Here is a 17424-nt window from a genome sequence, read left to right as displayed (position 1 = left end):
TGTTACTGACTGACTGGTCAGTTATAAACAATCTCATGACCTCCGCTCCCAAACGACGACGCCGCCCTGACGCCCGCCCCGACGAGATCCTCGACGCCGCCCTCGCCGTGTTTTCGGCCAAGGGGTTTGCCGCGGCGCGCGTGGAGGACATTGCCCGGGAAGCCGGCCTGTCGAAGGGGGCGGTCTATCTCTACTTTGCCTCCAAAGAGGCCATGCTGAACGGCTTGGTCGAACAATCCGCCGGCGAGCTGGCCAAGGGTGCCGAGCAGCTGGTCGCGCTGGGCGCACCGCAGGACCCGGAAACCGCTTTTCGCGGTCTTCTGCGCATGCTCTTCGCGGCCATGGGCGATCCGGACATCAATGCCGCGCCGCGCCTGGTCTTCGCCGAGGCCGGCCGCTTCCCGGAGATCGCTGCCCATTACCGCAGCCAGGTCCTGGATGTGGCTCGCCGTGCCTTGCGGGCACTCCTTGCGGCGGGTGTCGAGAGCGGGGCCTTCCGGGATGTCGATGCTGACGCCTTCATGCGCGCCACGGGCGGGCCCGGCATCGCGCATATGGCGCTGACCTCGATTTTCGGCTTCCCGCCCGACCAGCTCACAGATCCAGCCGAGATGGCCGACGCCCTGGCCGACATTCTCCTCAATGGTCTCAAGCCGCGAGTTCCCGCCTTATGACCCGACTTCGCACGCTTGCCCTCCTTCTGGCCCTGCCCCTGGGACTCACCGCCTGCAGTGCGGAAACGAACACCACGCTGCACGGCTACGCCGAAGGCGACTTCATCCGCATCGCACCCCAACAGCCCGGCCAGCTCATCGACACGGCCGCGCGCGAGGGCGATCGGGTGATTGAGGGCGACGAGCTCTTTCGCCAGGACGCCACGGCCGAAATCGCGGCCCTCGCATCCGCTACCGCCCGCATCGATGCCGCCACCGCGCGCTATGATGATGCCCTCGCCGGCGCCCGTGACCCGGAAATCGAGGCCGCGCGGGACTTGTTGCGCCAGGCCCTGGCCGCCCAGAACGACGCCGCGCATTCGCTTGAGCGCAGCCAGGCCCTCTTTGCCGACGGCCATATCTCCCAGGCCCGACTGGATACTGTCCGGGCTGCCGCGACAGCGGCGGATGCCCGGGTCGATGAAATGCGCCAGCGGCTCAACATTGTGCGCCTGCCCGCCCGGGCCGATCAGCTGCGCGCCCTGCAAGCCGAGATCGCCGGCGCCGAAGCCAACCGCGATGCCGCCCTCTACCGGCTGGAGCAGCGCACGACCCGCGCTCCGGTCGATGCGCGCATCCATCGCCAATTGCGTTTTGGCGGCGAACAGGCAGGACCCAGCGCGCCGGTCTATGACCTCCTGCCCGACGACGCCGTGCATGCCGTGATCTTCATCCCGGAACCCGCCCTGGCCAGCCTGCCGGTCGGAACCCGGCTTCGGGTGAGCTGTGATGCCTGCCCGACCGGTCTCGAGGTGACCATTGCGACGATCGACGACGAAGCCGAATTCACCCCGCCCATCCTCTATTCCGACAATGAGCGGGCGCGTCTGGTCTATCGCGCAGAAGCCCGCTTCGCGTCTGATCCGCCGCCACCCGGTACCCCGCTCTTTCTTGAGCCTGCGCAATGAGTGACGCTCTCGCCATCGACGTGCTGGGATTGAGCAAGTCTTTCGGCGGTACCCGGGTCGTCGATGGGTTCGACATGGCTGTCCCGCCCGGGAAGATCTATGGCTTTCTGGGCCCCAACGGGTCCGGCAAGACGACCACGATCCGGATGATGTGCGGCCTGTTGAAGCCCGATGGCGGCGGCGGCACGGCGCTCGGCCTCGACATCATCCGCCAGAGCCGGGAGATCAAGGCACGGGTCGGCTATATGACCCAGCGCTTCTCGCTCTATGGCGATCTGACCGTGCGCGAAAATCTGACCTTCATGGCGCGGCTGCATGCCCTGCCCAAGGTCCGTGATGTCGTCGACCGGGCGCTCAAGGAATATGATCTGGCGCCACGCGCAAAACAGCTGGCCGGCAATCTCTCCGGCGGCTGGAAACAACGCCTGGCCCTCGCCGCCGCCTCGCTGCACCAGCCCGGCCTCTTGCTCCTCGACGAACCGACCGCGGGCGTTGATCCCAAGGCGCGGCGCGACTTTTGGGACCGTATCCGGCGACTGGCCAAGCAGGGCGTCACGGTGCTGGTCTCGACCCACTACATGGATGAGGCGGTGCAATGCGACAATATCGCTTTCATCGCCTATGGCCGAAAGCTGATCGACGCCCCCGCGGGTGAGATCCCGTCGCGCATCGGCCTGCACACGATCCGCATTGAAGGTCCCGGCCTGCAGCCGGTTTATGACACGCTGGAACAGGATCCGGGTGTCGAGCAGATCGCGCGCTTTGGCGCCGCCCTGCACATCTCCGGCCGCGATGCCGACGCACTAGCCGCCGCCGCGCAGCCCTACAACGGGCGCGACGGGCTGAGCGTGAGCGAGGCCAAGACCGGGCTGGAAGAAGCCTTCATCTGGTTGATGAGCGGCGCAGAGGACAATTTCCAGTGAAGAGCCTGTCCCGCATCCTGGCCATTCTGGGCAAGGAATTCATCCAGATGCTGCGCGACCGGCTGACCTTCGGCATGATGGTCGGCATTCCGGTGATGCAGCTCTTGCTGTTCGGCTATGCCATCAATACCGATCCGCGCCATCTGCCGACCCTTGTGGAGATGGGCGATAATGGCCCGGCCAGCCGCGCCATCCTGCAGGCCATGGAGATATCGGCGTATTTCGACCTGGTCGGGACGGTCGCGCCGGGTGCCTCGGTTGAGAACGCCATGCGCGACGGTGAGGCTGTCTTCATCGTCACCATTCCGCCCGGCTTCGAACGCGCCCTCGCGCGCGGCGAGCGGCCGCAAATCCTGCTCGATGTCGATGCCACAGACCCCGTGGCGGCCGGGGCTGGCAGCGGCGTTTTCTCCACCATCGTCCAGCAAGCACTGGAACCCATGCTGGGCGACCTGTCTCCTCCCGTCGAAACCGTGATTCACCGTCGCTATAATCCGGCCGGGCGGACCGCACTCAATATCGTGCCGGGACTTCTTGGCATCATCCTGACCATGACCATGGCGATGATGACCTCGATGGCGCTGACCCGCGAAGCCGAGCGCGGCACGCTGGAGGCCCTCCTCTCCACCCCGACCCGGCCGCACGAGGTGATGATCGGCAAGATCACGCCCTATGTCGTGGTCGGCTTCATCCAGGTGGCAATCATGCTGCTGGGTGCCCGCTTGCTGTTCGACGTGCCCTTTGAGGGTTCGCCGCCCGCCTTCCTGGTCGCAGTCTCGCTCTTCATCCTGGTCAATCTGGCGCTGGGTTTTTTGTTCTCGACCGTGGCGCGCAGCCAGATGCAGGCGATGCAACTGACCTTCTTTGCCTTCCTGCCCTCCATCCTCCTGTCCGGTTTCATGTTTCCCTTCGCCGCCATGCCGCAATGGGCACAAGCGTTGGGACAGATCATCCCGGCCACGCATTTCATCCGGGCGGTTCGCGCGATCATGCTGAAGGGCGCCGAACTGGATCACGTCTGGCCCCAGATCTGGCCGCTTCTGGTGATCTTCACGGCGATCGCAGCGGTGGCGATGCTGCGCTACCGCCGGACGCTGGACTAAGTGGGCAGGCGCTAACCCGCCCACTCATCATCGAAAATGCTCTCGATCGGTTCGCCGAACAGGCGGGCCAGTTTGAAGGCGAGCGGCAGGGACGGGTCATACTTGCCGGTCTCCAGCGCGTTGACGGTCTGGCGGGAGACGTCGAGATGGTCGGCCAGCACCTGCTGGCTCCACCCCTTCTCGCCGCGCAAGTCCTTGAGCCGGTTCTTCATCGCACCTGGACCTGCTGGACGGCGGCAGCAAGAGAGTGCACGACGGCCGCCAACGGAAACAGCATGGTCATGTTGAGCGGTTCCATGATCCCGTAGATCTCGGCCACCCCGAAGACCGCGCTGAACAAAAGCATCGCCAGCATTGCGATCGCCGCAGCCCGAACCTGCATGCGTGCCAGCATCTCGTCGATCGAGCGCACATAGCGAATGACTTCATAGCCGTAGACCAGCAGCGGCAGACAGGTCAGCGCCACCAATGGCCAGGCCGAAATGGCGTCCCAACCATTGAGCGATGGGTTGAGCACCTTGTCGATGGCAACGAGAATGGCGGTGAAGGCGATCATCGCCACGAAAGTCCGCCAGAAATAGCGACGGGTCACCGAGGCCTGTTTTTTACTTGCACTCATGACACGTCCTTTTCGTCGCCGCTGACCAACAGCGAGATAATGCGGGCAATCGCCATCACGCCGAGAATGAACACCGTCAGGCCGGCCATCTTCATTTCAGGAGACAATCCGTCGACGACGTCTCTCACCATGTCGAGCGACGGACCAACCATTCCAGCCAGAAAGATGGTCGGCAGGAATACGACGGCAAACAGGGCCAGAGAGACCAGGCTGGGCGGGTCGCCCGCATCTCCAAAATCCTTCATCCAGTCACGCATCGTCATGAAAACCTCCTTCACGCTTGTAAAGTGACCTTGACTATGTGGCGTAAAGGAAACTTGTCGTCAAGGGTGCTTTACAATCGAATGCGAAAAGAAAGGCGCCCGGTTGCCCTGAGCGCCTCTCTTCCGACCGTATAAAATGCGCCTACTCCGCAGGCTCATCGACCTTGTTCGGCTGTTTCGTCACCCGCAGATAGGGCTTGATCTTGTTGTAGCCGGCCGGGAAGAGCTTGTCGGCTTCGGCGTCCGAGATCGACGGCACGACGATCACGTCCTGGCCATCTTCCCAATTGACCGGGGTGGCGACCTTGTAGCCGTCGGTCAGTTGCAGGCTGTCGATCAGGCGCAGCACTTCATTGAAATTCCGGCCGGCGCTGGGCGGATAGGTGAAGGTGGCGCGGATCTTCTTGTTCGGATCGATGATGTAGACCGAACGCACGGTCAGCTTCGGATCGGCGTTCGGGTGGATCATCGAGTAGAGCTCGGACACGGAGCGATCCGTATCGGCGATGATCGGGAAGTTCATCCGGACATTCTGGGTTTCCTCAATGTCCTTGATCCAGCCCTTGTGGTCCTCGACGCTGTCCACCGACAGCGCGATCGCCTTGGCGCCGCGCTTGGCAAACTCGTCCTTCAGCCTGGCGGTAAAGCCCAGCTCGGTTGTGCAGACAGGGGTATAGTCGGCCGGATGGGAGAAGAAGATCACCCAGTCCTTGCCGATCCAGTCGTGAAAACTGATCGGTCCGTCACTCGTCTCGGCTTGGAAATTCGGGGCGATATCGCCCAACAGCAGGCCCATGGCTTTCTCCTCGGTTCAAAACGCGATGAAACTGGCCTAGGAGTAGGTGCGCCTTGTCGGTCGGGAGATCAAGCCCTGTTCCGCCCGGCACGCCCGACTTTGCAACAGCCGGCCCTGGCTTGAAACAGCGGACGCCATGACTGCCACATTGATCCTTATGCGACATGCCAAGGCCGTCGACCGGCTGGAAGCGGAAGATGATTTCCAGCGCGGCCTGACGCCGCGCGGCCGCCGCGATGCCGGTGATGCAGGAGAGGCTTTGGCGGCGCTCGGCATCAGCGCCGACATCGCCCTTGTGTCGCCCGCTTGGCGCACGCGTCAGACCTTCGACCAGCTGGTCCCGCAAATTGGGTCACCGAAAATGGACGACCCGATGGTGCTCTACCACGCCTCGACCGACATGCTGGAACGGGCCACGCGCGACGTATTGGCGCCGGGACGGAGCGTCCTTCTGGTCGGCCATAATCCGGGCATTGGCGGCTTTGCCCACAAGCTGGCCCAGCTGTGCGGCGCGACCCGCGATCTTCCGTCCGGCTACCCCACCGCGACGGCCAGCGTGTTCGAACTGACCGATTGTGATCTGCGCCAGCCGCACTTCGTGACCTGCAGCAATCCCAAGACGTAACGCCAAGCGATTCGCGTTAAAGATGCAATCATGCTTGTATGCGCCCATGGGAGGCAGTGGGGATCTTTGCACCATGGCGATGCTGGACGACGAAACCCGCGTTCGAACGCGACCGCGAACCGTTGCAAGGCGTGACTCCGTAACATCAACCTTCCGGCCTTGGCGCCCCCAAGGCGGACACGCCTTCCGGCCCACACGACTGGCGCGGCCGCCGGCACAATTGGCGCGCCTGTGGCGGGATCACGCCGCTTGTGGCCTGCCATGCCGGGCGCCCGAGCTGAGTGCTTTTGGCCGGGTGTCGCACGGCCTCGCTACAGCAAGCCTCGCCGGACTTGTCGGCAGCCTGATCCTGTTTCTGCTCGCCCCTGGCCTCGCCTTGTCGCTCGCCAGCTGCCTTGTCTGCGCATTGTTCGCGGCACTGATCGGCCTGCGGCTCGCTGCCAGTGTCGTGGCACCACGCTGGCAAGCGGCGCCGACGCTTCCGGACACAGACCTGCCGACCGCCTGCGTCATGGTCGCACTTTATGATGAAGCGGCCGTCCTGCCACAGCTTGCCGCCAGCTTGGTCGCAATCGATTATCCGCCCGACCGGGTCAGCTTCAAATTGGTACTGGAAGCCGGGGATGGCGAGACCCTGCATGTCGCACGCGCCTTGGCGCTGGATGACCGGTTCGAGATCATCATTGTGCCGCCGGGCCATCCGCGCACCAAGCCGCGCGCGCTCAATTACGCCCTGCGCCTGTGCCGCAGCGAACTGGTCACCGTGCACGATGCCGAGGACAGGCCCGACCCCGGTCAGCTGCGCCGGGCTGCGGAGGCCTTTGCCGCCGGCGACGCCCGACTGGCCTGTATCCAGGCCCCGCTGAACTGGTTCAACCGCAACGAAACCTGGCTGACGCGCCAATTCGCACTGGAATACGCCGCCCATTTCCACGCCCTCCTGCCACTTTATCAACGCTTGGGATGGCCACTGCCGCTGGGTGGAACCAGCAATCATTTCCGCCACGACGCGCTGATCCGGGTCGGCGGATGGGATGCCTGGAATGTCACCGAAGACGCCGATCTCGGCCTGCGCCTGCATGCCGCCGGCTATCGTTGCGGCCTGATTGCGCCGATGACGATGGAAGAAGCCCCGCTGCGCCTGGCACCATGGGTCACGCAGCGCACCCGCTGGATCAAGGGCTATGCCCAGACGCTGGCTGTGCTCGCGGCCCGCCCCGACACACCCTGGAGACAGGTCTGGCCCGGCGCCCTCGTCCTGGGCGGCGCAGCCTTGTCGGCACTGATCCACGGTCCGCTGAGCCTGGTCTGCATCGCGGCGCTCGCGCTCGCCCCGGTCGCCTGGCCCGGCAGCCTGGCGGCCCTGGCCTTCATGCTGACCGGCTATGCCAGCGCCCTCACATGCGCCACCATCGCGATGCGCCGTGCCGGACTGCGCCTGCGGGTCCGTGATCTGGCGATCATGCCCGGCTATTGGCTGTTGCAAACGCTTGCGGCGGCACGGGCCTTGCGTCAACTCCTGACCAACCCACATCACTGGGAGAAAACCGAACACGGCCTGAGCGCCATGACGGGGCGGCCATGTACCTCTCACTCACCCCCACACTCATCGGCCTTGCCGCCTGCATCGGCGCCTTCTTCCTCGCCCGTTGGCGCGCCGGACAGCCGGTCCGCCCGGAACGCGGACCCCGCCTCATCCCCTGGACGCTGATCGCCATTCTCGCCGCGGCAATCGCCATCGTGATGGTGGCACACCTGGTGGAGCTGGCCGGCATGGACCCGGCGGCGTTTCGGCCTCAGCGCTAGGCTGGAACGAAATGTGTAGCGCTCAAAGCCCCGGCCAGGTCCACTCAACGACATAGGCGAGAACGACTGCCATCACCACGCCGAGCGCAAAGCGGGACAGCGCGACCGCCAGCCGCATTTTGTGCGCAACATGGTCCCGAATTTGCGCGGCCGCCGCCTCCGCCGACACCGTCACCAGACGGCCGATCAGATGGTTGTCTCGCGCGCTCAAGGCCTCGATCTGACGCTCAATCCGGGCTTGTTCCTTCTCGAGCATTTCGACGTCCTTGCCGAGCTCGATGATGCGGTCCCGGACCTCATCCCAACTGGAAAGGCTGTCCCAGGCCGATTTGGCCAGCGGTTGCACAAAGCGAACATTCGCGCCTCCCGCCAGCAGGCTCAAGCCGGCAAGCGCCAGCCCGCCCACCGCCTTGCCAACCTTCTTGGCCCGCGTCCAATTGCGATCATCATAGGAGGCTTGCAGCTCATCCTGGATACTCTTGAGTTCGCTGATCGCAGCCGACTGCGTCTCCTTGGCCGACTGTAGCTCAACGACCCAACGCAAGCGTTTCCGGATTGAAGACCTGATTGTCTGCGCCGTCCACACCGCGCGCAAAAACGGCCCGATGGCAAACAGCACGAGCGTGGCAACTTCAACGACAAGCAGCGATGGATGCCAATCCAGCCAGTCACCGAGATATGCGGCAAGCGGGACGACCGCAATTTCGTGCCACGCGACCACGATCCTGTCGACGACATCGGCGACCTGCCCAAGCTGGCTGAGCCAATCTTCGACCACCGAAAGAACGGCATTGGAAAAGTCGCGCCGCACCACAAGCGTCAGTGCGGTCAACAGGGTCGCGGTGAATGTGAGATAGCCCAGCATCGTGCGAAATGCGCCAAGCGCTGTCGTGATCACCTGCGAAATCCCGCGCCGTATCGCCTGTGCCGCAGTCGTTGCTGACATTGGACACTCCTCAAAACCACCACAATGAAAGATAGGCTACACGCCTTATGTGACGGCTCTGCCCGGCGGGTCGACGGAAAAGGGCGCAGGGACTGGAGCGGGTGAAGGGAATCGAACCCTCGTCGTAAGCTTGGGAAGCTTCTGCTCTACCATTGAGCTACACCCGCGACACCGTCAGCTTATACGCACTGATTGCCATAGCGGAAGCCGCGATTTGCACGCCCGGCTGCGACCGGCTCAGAGCGTGAAGAACTTCGACAGCTTCAGGCCTTGCGCCTGGTAGTTCGACGCTACCTGGCCGTAGGCCGTCTGCGGCGGTTCGAGCATCGGCTCATAGACAAGACGGGCGATCGGCTGGCCGTGCTCGAGAATGAAGGGGACATCGCGACCACGCACTTCCAGCACCGCCCGCGCCCCGACACCGCCCGCCTCGGCTGTGCCAAAGCCCGGGTCGAAGAAGCCGGCATAGTGAGCGCGGAACTCGCCAATCTCTGTGGCGATCGGCGCCATTTCGGCCGCCTCGCCACGGCCGATCTCGACCGCCTCGCGCGATGCCAGGATGTAGAACTCACCCGGATCCAGAATGAGGCGCCGATCCGGCGCCCGCAGCGGCTCCCAATAACGGCTCGCCGCATGTCCGCCGATCCGTGCAAGGTCGACGAGTCCGGAATGACGACGGGCCCGATAGCCGACAATACCATCATCAAACCCGGCCAGATCGACGCTGACGGTGACTTCGCGCAGTGTCGAATGCGCACCCTGACGGAACCGGACCTGGCTCAGCCGGTCGCCTTCGCGGGCAAGGATGGAAAAGGTGCAGGGCGAGATCTCGGCATAGAGTGGCCCGTCATACCCGACCGGGGCTTGGTCGAACGCAACCCCGCGATCCGTGATGACGCGGGTGAAGACGTCGACACGACCGGTTGAACTTTTGGGATTCATCGCGGCAGTCAGACCGGCGGGCAATTTGAGTCCTTCCTGCAGTGGCGCGAGATAGACGCACCCCGTCTCCAGCACCGCACCAACGGTGAGATCGACCGTGTGCATGACCAGATCATCATCGAGACGTTCGGCAACCGTGCGGTCCGGACCGGGCAGGAAGCTGGCCCGCAAGCGCCAGGCCTTGCTGCCCAGGCGCAAGTCGATACTGGCCGGCTGCACCTGGCCGTCCGCCAGTGCTTGCTGCGTGGTCAGGATACCCTGTCCGACGAGGGCGGCGAGATGATGGTCAGGTAGGATTCCGGTGTCGGCCATGGCTCTCGATCAGCATGTCTGGTGCGTGGCAGATGTCCAACATCCAGCCCGCCCTGTCCAGCGATGCTGACCGTGGGGGTTGAGCCGGCCCGCCCGCAGGTTGATGATAGCGGCGAATTCAGAACCGACCGGCGGCACAGGGCGTGCCGGTCACAGGGGCGCTCCATGTACCAGCACGAAAGCTGCGGCGTGCGGATCAGTGTCAGTCCGGACTATCTCGAAGACGAAAGCACTCCGGACGAGGGGCGCTATGTCTGGGCCTATACGATCGAGATCGAAAATACCGGCGAGCAACCGGTGCAACTGATTGCCCGCAAATGGGTGATTACCGACGCCAATGGCCGCACCGAGCATGTGCAGGGCATGGGTGTGATTGGCGAACAGCCGGTCATCGAGCCGGGTGAGCGCTTTCGCTATACCTCCGGCGCACCGCTGCCGACCCCGTCTGGCTTCATGAGCGGCAGCTATGAAATGCGCCGCGGCGATGGTGAGAGCTTTGCCGCCACCATCCCCGGCTTCTCGCTCGACCGCCCGTCCGACCGGCTCTGGCTGCATTGATCCGATGAACGCCTCCGCCCGGCACGTCTTGGCCCAGGAAGCCCTGCAACCGTGACCCAGGCCCTGCGGCAAGTCCTCTTCATGATCGGCATGATGGTCACCGTCTTGGCGGTGACCATGCTAGCCCCGGCCCTGGTGGATTTCGCCGCGGGTGATCGCGAGAGCGCGACCGCCTTCATCCTGTCGGCGGTGATCGGGGTTTTCGTCGGCGGCGCGGTAACCCTCGGTACGCGCGGCCCGGTCGGCGACATGCCGCCGCGCGGCGCCTTTGTCCTGATCGTCGGCGCATGGTTAGCACTGGCACTGTGTGCGGCGCTGCCGTTACGGCTGTCCGGCGAGGGGTTGAGCTGGACCGATGCCGTTTTTGAGTCGATCTCGGGCCTGACCACGACCGGGGCCACGGTGATCACCGGCCTCGATTACCGACCGCCGGGCCTGCTGCTGTGGCGGGCCATCCTGCAATGGATTGGCGGCATCGGAATCATTGTCACCGCCATGGCCTTCTGGCCGATGCTCGGCATTGGCGGCATGCAGCTCTTCCAGCTGGAGAGCGGCGACAAATCAGACAAGGTCTTGCCGCGCGCAACCCAGATCGCTGCCGGAATCGCCATCATCTACCTGCTTTTGACCGTGATCTGCTTCCTTGCCTACATCGCGGTGGGGATGGACTGGCTGCCGGCAATTTGCCACGCCATGTCGACGGTCTCGACCGGCGGTTTTTCCACGTCGGACAATTCCATGGGCCAATATGTCCATCTGGGCGCCGACATGATCACGACGGTTTTCATCGTGTTGGCTTCCTTGCCCTTCGCCCTGTTCCTGCTTGCGGCAAGGGGGCGGTTCAGCGGTCTGTTTCGCGATGCACAGGTGCGTGGTTTCCTGCTTGTCATCCTGGTGGCCTCGGTCGGACTCACAGCCTTGCTGATGCTGCAGGACATCCCGACCGACGATGTAGCGGCATGGCGCCATGCCAGCTTCAACGCGATCTCCATTATCACCGGAACCGGCTTTGCCACCACGGATTACGGACAATGGGGACCCTTCGCACAGGCTTGTTTCTTCATCTTCATGTTCATCGGCGGCTGTGCCGGCTCGACAACCTGTTCGATCAAGATTTTCCGCTTCCAGATCGCCGGCACCGCAATCCGCCGATACCTGGCCCGGCTGCTTCGCCCCAATGCAATCATCCCCATGCGGTATAATGGCCGACCGGTATCGGAGAGCATCCTGCATTCGGTGCTGGGCTTCTTTTTTGTCTTCTTCGCGGTTTATGCGGTCTCGGCGGCCCTGCTGTCCGCCTTGGGGCTGGACCTGATCACGGCCTTGTCCGGTGCGGGCACCACGCTGACCAATACCGGCCCGGGACTCGGCACCCTTATCGGGCCATCGGGCACGTTCCAGCCACTGTCCGATCCAGTGAAATGGGTGCTGACCGCCAACATGTTTATCGGGCGGCTGGAAGTCCTCGCCGTGCTTGTCCTGCTCAGCCCGCGCTTCTGGCGCGCCTAGGGGGCGCTGTTCAGCCCGCCACCTCGTCCGGCGCGAAACGCCAGTCGCGATTGCAGTATTCACAGGTCATCACGATGGCCCCGTCAGCCTCCATCTCGGCCCGGTCATCGGCCGGGAAAGAGGCGATGATGCGCCGCAGGCGTTCACGCTCGCAGGAGCAGCGTTTGGTGACAGCCGCCGGCTCGAGCAGGCGAACACCGTCCTCATTGTACAGGCGATAAAGAAGCGCCCCGGCAGACAGGTCAGGATCGAGAAGCTCGGCATCCTCGACCGTCTCGAACAGGGCACGGGCGTGATCCCAGTCCTCCTCGGCCGACCCGCGGGCTTCGTCACCGGCCACCGACTGGAGCAGGGCCCCGCCGCCGCGCCATTGCCGCGCCGCATCGCCGGTCCATATCTCGCCGATCGCACAACGCAGCCGGGTCGGCGTTTGCTCGGACTGACGGAAATAGGTTTCGGCGACCTGGCTCAGGCTCTCGCCTTCCAGCGCCACCACGCCCTGATACTGGTCCATATCCGGCCCGTGATCGATGGTCATGGCGAAGGAACCGCGCCCGAGCAGGGTCGACATCATCGCTTCCGGCGCGATCTCGGCGGCCAAGGCCGCATCCACCGCATCGCGGTCCATCGAGGCAAAGCCCCGAACGCCCTCGCCGGTGACGTATTCAGCAACGAGAAAGCGGACCGGTCCATCACCCTGGGCCTGCACGATCAGGCGACCGTCAAATTTCAGCGCATCACCGACCAGCGTGGTGACCAGCACAGCCTCGCCCAGCAGGCGCGCGACCGGTTCGGGATAGTCATGCGCCGACAGGATCTCGTCGAGCACGGCGCCCTGCCGGGTGATCCGCCCGCGAACGGTGCGGCCTTCAACCTGAAAGCCGGCAACAATATTGTCGTGTTCACCGAGCGGGTCACTCACGGTCGAAATCCTTGTTGATCATCCAAGCCTGACAGGATCAGGCGGTTGGTTCCAGAGCAGCCAATGCCTCGTCCAGCACCGCGACAGCCTCGCTGGCATCGTCCTTGGTGATGACCAGCGGAGGCGCCATGCGCGAGACATTGTCACCAGCGGCGCCGATCAACAGATGACGGTCGCGGGCGAGGCCCACCAGCTTTTTGGGGTCGAAACCCGGCTTCAGTTTCATGCCGATCAAGAGGCCCTTGCCGCGCACTTCCTCGATCTTGTCGGGATGACGGTCCATCAGCCCATGCAATTGCTGGCTGAGATAGTTGGAGACCTCGACCACCTGGTCGAGGAAGCCATCCGAGGTGAGCTCGTCAAACACGACATTACCAACCGCCATGGCCAGCGGGCCGCCGCCATAGGTCGACCCGTGCGTGCCGACGACCATGCCTTCAGCCGCCGCTTCCGTAGCGAGACAGGCGCCCATCGGGAAGCCGCCGCCAATGCCCTTGGCCGCGGCCATGATGTCCGGCTCGGCGCCCTCGACCCATTGGTGGGCAAACAGTTTGCCAGTCCGGCCGGCTCCCGACTGGACTTCATCATAGACCAGCATCAGGCCGTGCTCGTCACAGAGCTGGCGCAGACCGCGCAGGAAGCTGTCCTCGGGGGCGCGCACACCGCCCTCACCCTGGACCGGCTCGACACAGATGGCAGCCGTCTCGTCGCTGATGGCATTCTTGACCGCGTCAAGGTCGCCAAACTCGACCTGGTCGAAGCCTTCCATCGCCGGACCGAAGCCCTCGAGATATTTCGGATTGCCGCCGGCATTGATCGCGCCATAGGTGCGGCCGTGGAAAGCGCCGGTGAAGGTGATGATGCGATAGCGCTGCGGATTGCCGTTCACATAGTGATAACGGCGCGCCGTCTTGAGCGCGCACTCCATCGCCTCGGCCCCGGAATTGGTGAAAAAGACCCGGTCGGCGAATGTTGCCTTGGTCAGCTTGTCAGCCAGTTCGACACCAGCCGGAACCCTGAACATGTTGGACAGGTGCCAGAGCTTGCCGGCCTGCTCGGTCAGCGCCGCGACCGCCTTGGGATGCGCGTGACCCAGGCAATTCACCGCAATGCCCGAAATGAAGTCGAGATACCCTGCGCCATCGCCCGTATACAGGCGCGCGCCCTTGCCATGGTCGAAGACCAGATCCGGCGGGGCATAGGTGTCCATCATCGGTGCGGGCATGTCGTGTCCTCCTGGAGTGTCCGGCTGGTTATCCGGCCCGGTCTTGATGCGGGCCTTTCCTCTCCTCTAGGCCGCGCCGATCAGCTCTTCAAGCGCCAGCCTGCATGCAGGAGCGCATAGCTCACCGCGCCCAGTGCAAGGTTGATCACGGCGAGCAGGACAACACCAATCAGCAGGTTGCCATCGGCATGGCCGGTGAAACCATAGCGAAAGCCGTCGATCATGTAGAAGAAGGGATTGAAATGACTGATCGTTGCCAACGGTCCGGGCAGATTGGTGATGGAATAGAAAGTGCCCGACAGGAAGGTCAGCGGCGTGATCACGAAAGTCGTGACCGCCGCCATGTGGTCAAATTTCTCGGCCCAGAGACCGCCGACAATACCGATCATCGACAGCATGGCCGCCGCGCTGAAACCGAAATAGACCACCGCCCACCAGTGTGTCGGCATGACATCAATGAAGGGTACCAAAGTGATGGCCGTGACGGCCGCAACCAACACGCCGCGCGTCATCGCACCGGCCGTGAAGGCGATAAAGAGCTCCAGCGCCGAAAGCGGCGGCATCAGGAAGTCGACGGTATTGCCCTGGACCTTCGAGACCAGGATCGAAGAGCCGGAATTCGCGAAGGCATTGTTCAACAGCCCCATCAGGATCAGGCCCGGCGCCAGGAATTCCGCGAACGGAATGCCGCCGACATCACCGCGCCGCGCTCCGATGGCGACAGCAAAGACAGTCATGTAAAGCAGCGTGGTTGCGACCGGTGCGAGCACGGTCTGCATGCCGACCTTGAGGAATCGCCGAACTTCCTTCTTGTACAAAGTCCAAAGACCCAACCCGTTGAAAAGGCCGAATTTCTTGGGCTGTGGAAAATCGGTTAAGGCAGCGTTACTCATATCGAATTACCCTTAATTTCCCGGTAACCATCTTCGTTAACGATTGGTGTTGCAAGGGAGCTTTCCACAGGTATGACCATAACCCCATCTTGTGGCACCGCTCCGCGTGGGTACAATATCTAGTGTAATTAAACATGCATTGAGCAATGCGCGGTTTACCATCATCTAGGTAGGCAAGCGCATCCCAAACGGGAGACTAGGGCGATGGCTTGGACTGACGAACGCGTAGAAGAACTCAAGAAACTCTGGTCGGAAGGCCTGAGCGCGAGTCAGATTGCGAAACAGCTCGGTGGTGTGACCCGCAATGCCGTCATTGGCAAGGTGCACCGTCTTGGTTTGTCAGGTCGGGCGACCCCGTCGCGACCGGCCCGCCGCACCGCCAAACCCTCCCGCCCGCGCGCAACCACGGCTTCCACCGCGCCGGCTCGCACCGTTGCGCGCCCCTCCCCCTCAGCGCCCCCGGCTGCAACGCCGGCGCCGGTGGAGCCAGCCGTCCTTCCGTCCGGCGAATTCGCCACCGTGCTGACGCTCCGCGAAAGCATGTGCAAATGGCCGATCGGCGATCCGTCCCAGTCGGAATTCCGTTTCTGCGGCCGCAAGACCGACACCGGTCAGGCCTATTGCAACGCGCATTCCGACATGGCCTACCAGCCGAGCCAGAAACGCCGTCGCCGCAATTCCGACGCTTCGGCTGCACTCGACGCAATTGCTGCCACGCGCCGCTATAATTTCTGACCCGACCCCTCACCCAGGTACCGGGACAGACAATGGCCGCCTCGTTTTCGAGGCGGCCGTTTTTTTGCCGAAATCCCGGTTCCGACCATATCCCGCAAGCACCAGCCTCGCCTCTGCGCCAAGTGACCACACATTTTGCTCGGCAACGTATAGACTTATACAAACATTAAATTTGCGATCTCCACAAAACTTGGAATAAGGCCAAGTTTGCGCATAATAGCGCTCATCTGTTCAGGAGGTCACGATGGAAGCCAAATCAAAAAATCGCACTCTGAATAGGATTTACAACTTAACGGGAAATCCCGATGAGTGCGTGGAAGCTTACAAGGAGTGGGCTGATCATTACGAAGAGGACACCGTAGACGGTATGGGCTATGTCGCGCCGACCGTGGTCGCCGAGAAGCTGGCAAGCCTCGCCAAGCTGGACGGCAAATCGGTTCTTGATGCCGGCTGCGGCACCGGCCTCGCCGGTGTCGAACTGGCGGAACGCGCCAGCGCGCTGATCGACGGCATGGATATTTCGCCGGACATGCTCGACCTCGCCCGCAAGAAGGGGGCGTATGAGGATTTGCGAACCGCCGACATGACCGGCCCGCTCGACTACAAGACCAACCAGTATGACGCGGTCATGTGCGTCGGCACCTTCACCCACGCCCATGTCGGCCCGAAGGGTTTCGACGAGTTGGTCCGCATCACCCGCCCGGGCGGTCTGATCGTCGCCACCGTGCATGAGGACGTCTGGGACGCCGACGACTATCTGGCCCATCTCAAAAGCCTGGACGCCTCCGGCGCTGCCCGCCTCAAGGAGTACGATGTCGCCCCTTATCACCTGCACAAATGCCGGCTTGTGGTACTGGAAGCGGTTTAGCGCCCAATGACGCCTAGCGAGTGAAGCTCGACGCGATCACGCATTCACATCAAACGCATAGCCGGCCGAACGCACGGTGCGGATCGGGTCACGCTCGTCCTTGTTGTTGAGCGCCTTGCGAAGGCGGCCAACATGGACGTCGACGGTACGGGCCTCGACATAGACGTCCGACCCCCAGACCGCGTCCAGCAATTGTTCGCGCGAGAAGACCCGGCCCGGGTGCTGCATGAGATAGTCCAGCAAGCGGAACTCGGTCGGCCCGAGATGGATTTCGCGATCGGCACGGCGCACCCGGTGGGCGACCCGGTCCATGGTGATATCGCCGGCCTCGATCACGTCCTCGGCCAGGCCCGGACGGATGCGGCGCAGCACGGCACGGATGCGGGCAAACAGCTCGGTCATCGAAAAGGGTTTGACGACATAGTCGTCGGCGCCGGTATCGAGACCGCGCACACGATCCGTCTCCTCGCCGCGGGCGGTGAGCATGATGATCGGCACATTGGCCGTTTCCTGGCGACCGCGCAGGCGGCGGCAGACCTCGATGCCGGACACTTTCGGCAACATCCAGTCGACCAGCACCAGGTCGGGCGTGGTCTCCTCGGCCTGCATCAGCGCGTCTTCGCCATCAGCGGCAACCGCAACGGTGTAGCCCTCCTTCTCCAGATTGTACTGAAGCAGGGTGGCGAGGGCATCTTCGTCTTCAACGACTAGGACTTGGGGTTTCATCGACCGGCTCCGGGCTATCGATCAGCTATGGC

The 17424-nt window shown here is 63.3% G+C and carries 20 protein-coding genes and 1 tRNA gene; 10 read left to right on the top strand and 11 right to left on the bottom strand.

All coding sequences use genetic code 11. The features are described 5' to 3' along the window. The first annotated feature begins 35 nt into the window (after window positions 1–35). Genes C7435_RS01590 through C7435_RS01575 form a run of 4 tightly spaced genes read left to right on the top strand, consistent with a single transcriptional unit; the run spans window position 36 to window position 3647 of the window. Entirely contained in the window at window positions 36–674 is a 639-nt protein-coding gene (locus C7435_RS01590) for a TetR/AcrR family transcriptional regulator (RefSeq protein ID WP_121209761.1), read from the top strand. Next, a complete protein-coding gene (locus C7435_RS01585) occupies window positions 671–1621 on the top strand; it encodes an HlyD family secretion protein (RefSeq protein ID WP_121209760.1) in 951 nt (316 codons plus the stop codon). Before C7435_RS01590 ends, C7435_RS01585 begins: the two co-directional genes overlap by 4 nt. Continuing rightward, window positions 1618–2544, top strand: coding sequence for an ABC transporter ATP-binding protein (locus C7435_RS01580; RefSeq protein ID WP_121209759.1), 927 nt, complete (start codon window positions 1618–1620; stop codon window positions 2542–2544). Before C7435_RS01585 ends, C7435_RS01580 begins: the two co-directional genes overlap by 4 nt. Then, a complete protein-coding gene (locus C7435_RS01575) occupies window positions 2541–3647 on the top strand; it encodes an ABC transporter permease (RefSeq protein WP_121209758.1) in 1107 nt (368 codons plus the stop codon). Before C7435_RS01580 ends, C7435_RS01575 begins: the two co-directional genes overlap by 4 nt. A gap of 11 nt (window positions 3648–3658) precedes the next feature. Here C7435_RS01575 and C7435_RS01570 read toward each other — a convergent pair whose 3' ends face one another. The 4 genes from C7435_RS01570 to C7435_RS01555 form a co-directional block, all read right to left on the bottom strand. Next, on the bottom strand, window positions 3659–3859 hold the full coding sequence (locus C7435_RS01570) for a helix-turn-helix transcriptional regulator (protein ID WP_075188766.1): 201 nt from the start codon (window positions 3857–3859) through the stop codon (window positions 3659–3661). Further along, window positions 3856–4266 carry a hypothetical protein gene (locus C7435_RS01565; protein WP_121209757.1) on the bottom strand — a complete coding sequence of 137 codons (411 nt, stop codon included), beginning with the start codon at window positions 4264–4266 and terminating at the stop codon, window positions 3856–3858. Before C7435_RS01565 ends, C7435_RS01570 begins: the two co-directional genes overlap by 4 nt. Further along, complete coding sequence (locus C7435_RS01560; RefSeq protein ID WP_147422601.1) at window positions 4263–4529, bottom strand: hypothetical protein; 267 nt, start codon at window positions 4527–4529, stop codon at window positions 4263–4265. Before C7435_RS01560 ends, C7435_RS01565 begins: the two co-directional genes overlap by 4 nt. Window positions 4530–4671: 142 nt before the next feature. Next, the gene (locus tag C7435_RS01555) at window positions 4672–5325 is read right to left on the bottom strand and encodes a peroxiredoxin (protein ID WP_121209755.1); all 654 of its coding nucleotides are present in this window, start codon (window positions 5323–5325) and stop codon (window positions 4672–4674) included. 136 nt (window positions 5326–5461) lie between these two features. Between C7435_RS01555 and C7435_RS01550 the strand changes: the two genes are divergently transcribed. After that, entirely contained in the window at window positions 5462–5950 is a 489-nt protein-coding gene (locus tag C7435_RS01550; RefSeq protein ID WP_083634916.1) for a SixA phosphatase family protein, read from the top strand. Between the two features lie 295 nt (window positions 5951–6245). Beyond that, window positions 6246–7661, top strand: coding sequence for a glycosyltransferase family 2 protein (locus tag C7435_RS01545; protein WP_170150303.1), 1416 nt, complete (start codon window positions 6246–6248; stop codon window positions 7659–7661). A 117-nt stretch (window positions 7662–7778) separates the two neighbouring features. Here the strand turns inward: C7435_RS01545 and C7435_RS01535 are convergent, their stop codons facing one another. From C7435_RS01535 to C7435_RS01525, 3 genes are all read right to left on the bottom strand, one after another. Continuing rightward, window positions 7779–8702 carry a hypothetical protein gene (locus tag C7435_RS01535; protein ID WP_147422600.1) on the bottom strand — a complete coding sequence of 308 codons (924 nt, stop codon included), beginning with the start codon at window positions 8700–8702 and terminating at the stop codon, window positions 7779–7781. A 93-nt stretch (window positions 8703–8795) separates the two neighbouring features. Continuing rightward, window positions 8796–8869 (bottom strand) — tRNA-Gly (locus C7435_RS01530). A 70-nt stretch (window positions 8870–8939) separates the two neighbouring features. Next, on the bottom strand, window positions 8940–9956 hold the full coding sequence (locus C7435_RS01525; protein WP_121209752.1) for a 2'-deoxycytidine 5'-triphosphate deaminase: 1017 nt from the start codon (window positions 9954–9956) through the stop codon (window positions 8940–8942). 165 nt (window positions 9957–10121) lie between these two features. Here C7435_RS01525 and apaG point away from each other — a divergent pair, with 165 nt between their 5' ends. Both apaG and C7435_RS01515 read left to right on the top strand, forming a co-directional pair. Next, complete coding sequence (gene apaG, locus C7435_RS01520; RefSeq protein ID WP_075188970.1) at window positions 10122–10514, top strand: Co2+/Mg2+ efflux facilitator ApaG/CorD; 393 nt, start codon at window positions 10122–10124, stop codon at window positions 10512–10514. Between the two features lie 51 nt (window positions 10515–10565). Beyond that, the gene (locus C7435_RS01515; protein ID WP_121209751.1) at window positions 10566–12023 is read left to right on the top strand and encodes a TrkH family potassium uptake protein; all 1458 of its coding nucleotides are present in this window, start codon (window positions 10566–10568) and stop codon (window positions 12021–12023) included. 10 nt (window positions 12024–12033) lie between these two features. Here C7435_RS01515 and C7435_RS01510 read toward each other — a convergent pair whose 3' ends face one another. From C7435_RS01510 to C7435_RS01500, 3 genes are all read right to left on the bottom strand, one after another. Then, window positions 12034–12954 (bottom strand): Hsp33 family molecular chaperone, encoded by a 921-nt coding sequence (locus C7435_RS01510; RefSeq protein WP_121209750.1) that lies wholly within the window; start codon window positions 12952–12954, stop codon window positions 12034–12036. Between the two features lie 28 nt (window positions 12955–12982). Next, entirely contained in the window at window positions 12983–14170 is a 1188-nt protein-coding gene (locus C7435_RS01505) for an aspartate aminotransferase family protein (protein WP_121209749.1), read from the bottom strand. 80 nt (window positions 14171–14250) lie between these two features. Continuing rightward, a complete protein-coding gene (locus C7435_RS01500) occupies window positions 14251–15063 on the bottom strand; it encodes an ABC transporter permease (protein ID WP_075188756.1) in 813 nt (270 codons plus the stop codon). A gap of 204 nt (window positions 15064–15267) precedes the next feature. Here C7435_RS01500 and C7435_RS01495 point away from each other — a divergent pair, with 204 nt between their 5' ends. Continuing rightward, window positions 15268–15798 carry a GcrA family cell cycle regulator gene (locus C7435_RS01495; RefSeq protein ID WP_075188755.1) on the top strand — a complete coding sequence of 177 codons (531 nt, stop codon included), beginning with the start codon at window positions 15268–15270 and terminating at the stop codon, window positions 15796–15798. 313 nt (window positions 15799–16111) lie between these two features. Next, window positions 16112–16666 carry a class I SAM-dependent DNA methyltransferase gene (locus C7435_RS01490; RefSeq protein ID WP_233350649.1) on the top strand — a complete coding sequence of 185 codons (555 nt, stop codon included), beginning with the start codon at window positions 16112–16114 and terminating at the stop codon, window positions 16664–16666. 36 nt (window positions 16667–16702) lie between these two features. Here C7435_RS01490 and phoB read toward each other — a convergent pair whose 3' ends face one another. Beyond that, the gene (gene phoB / locus C7435_RS01485; RefSeq protein ID WP_075188753.1) at window positions 16703–17392 is read right to left on the bottom strand and encodes a phosphate regulon transcriptional regulator PhoB; all 690 of its coding nucleotides are present in this window, start codon (window positions 17390–17392) and stop codon (window positions 16703–16705) included. Window positions 17393–17424 lie beyond the last annotated feature (32 nt).

This window comes from Maricaulis maris (genome assembly GCF_003634045.1).
GTDB lineage: Bacteria > Pseudomonadota > Alphaproteobacteria > Caulobacterales > Maricaulaceae > Maricaulis > Maricaulis maris.
The sequence above is the reverse complement of the archived record's forward strand: the minus strand, read 5'-3'. Positions and strand labels throughout refer to the sequence as shown.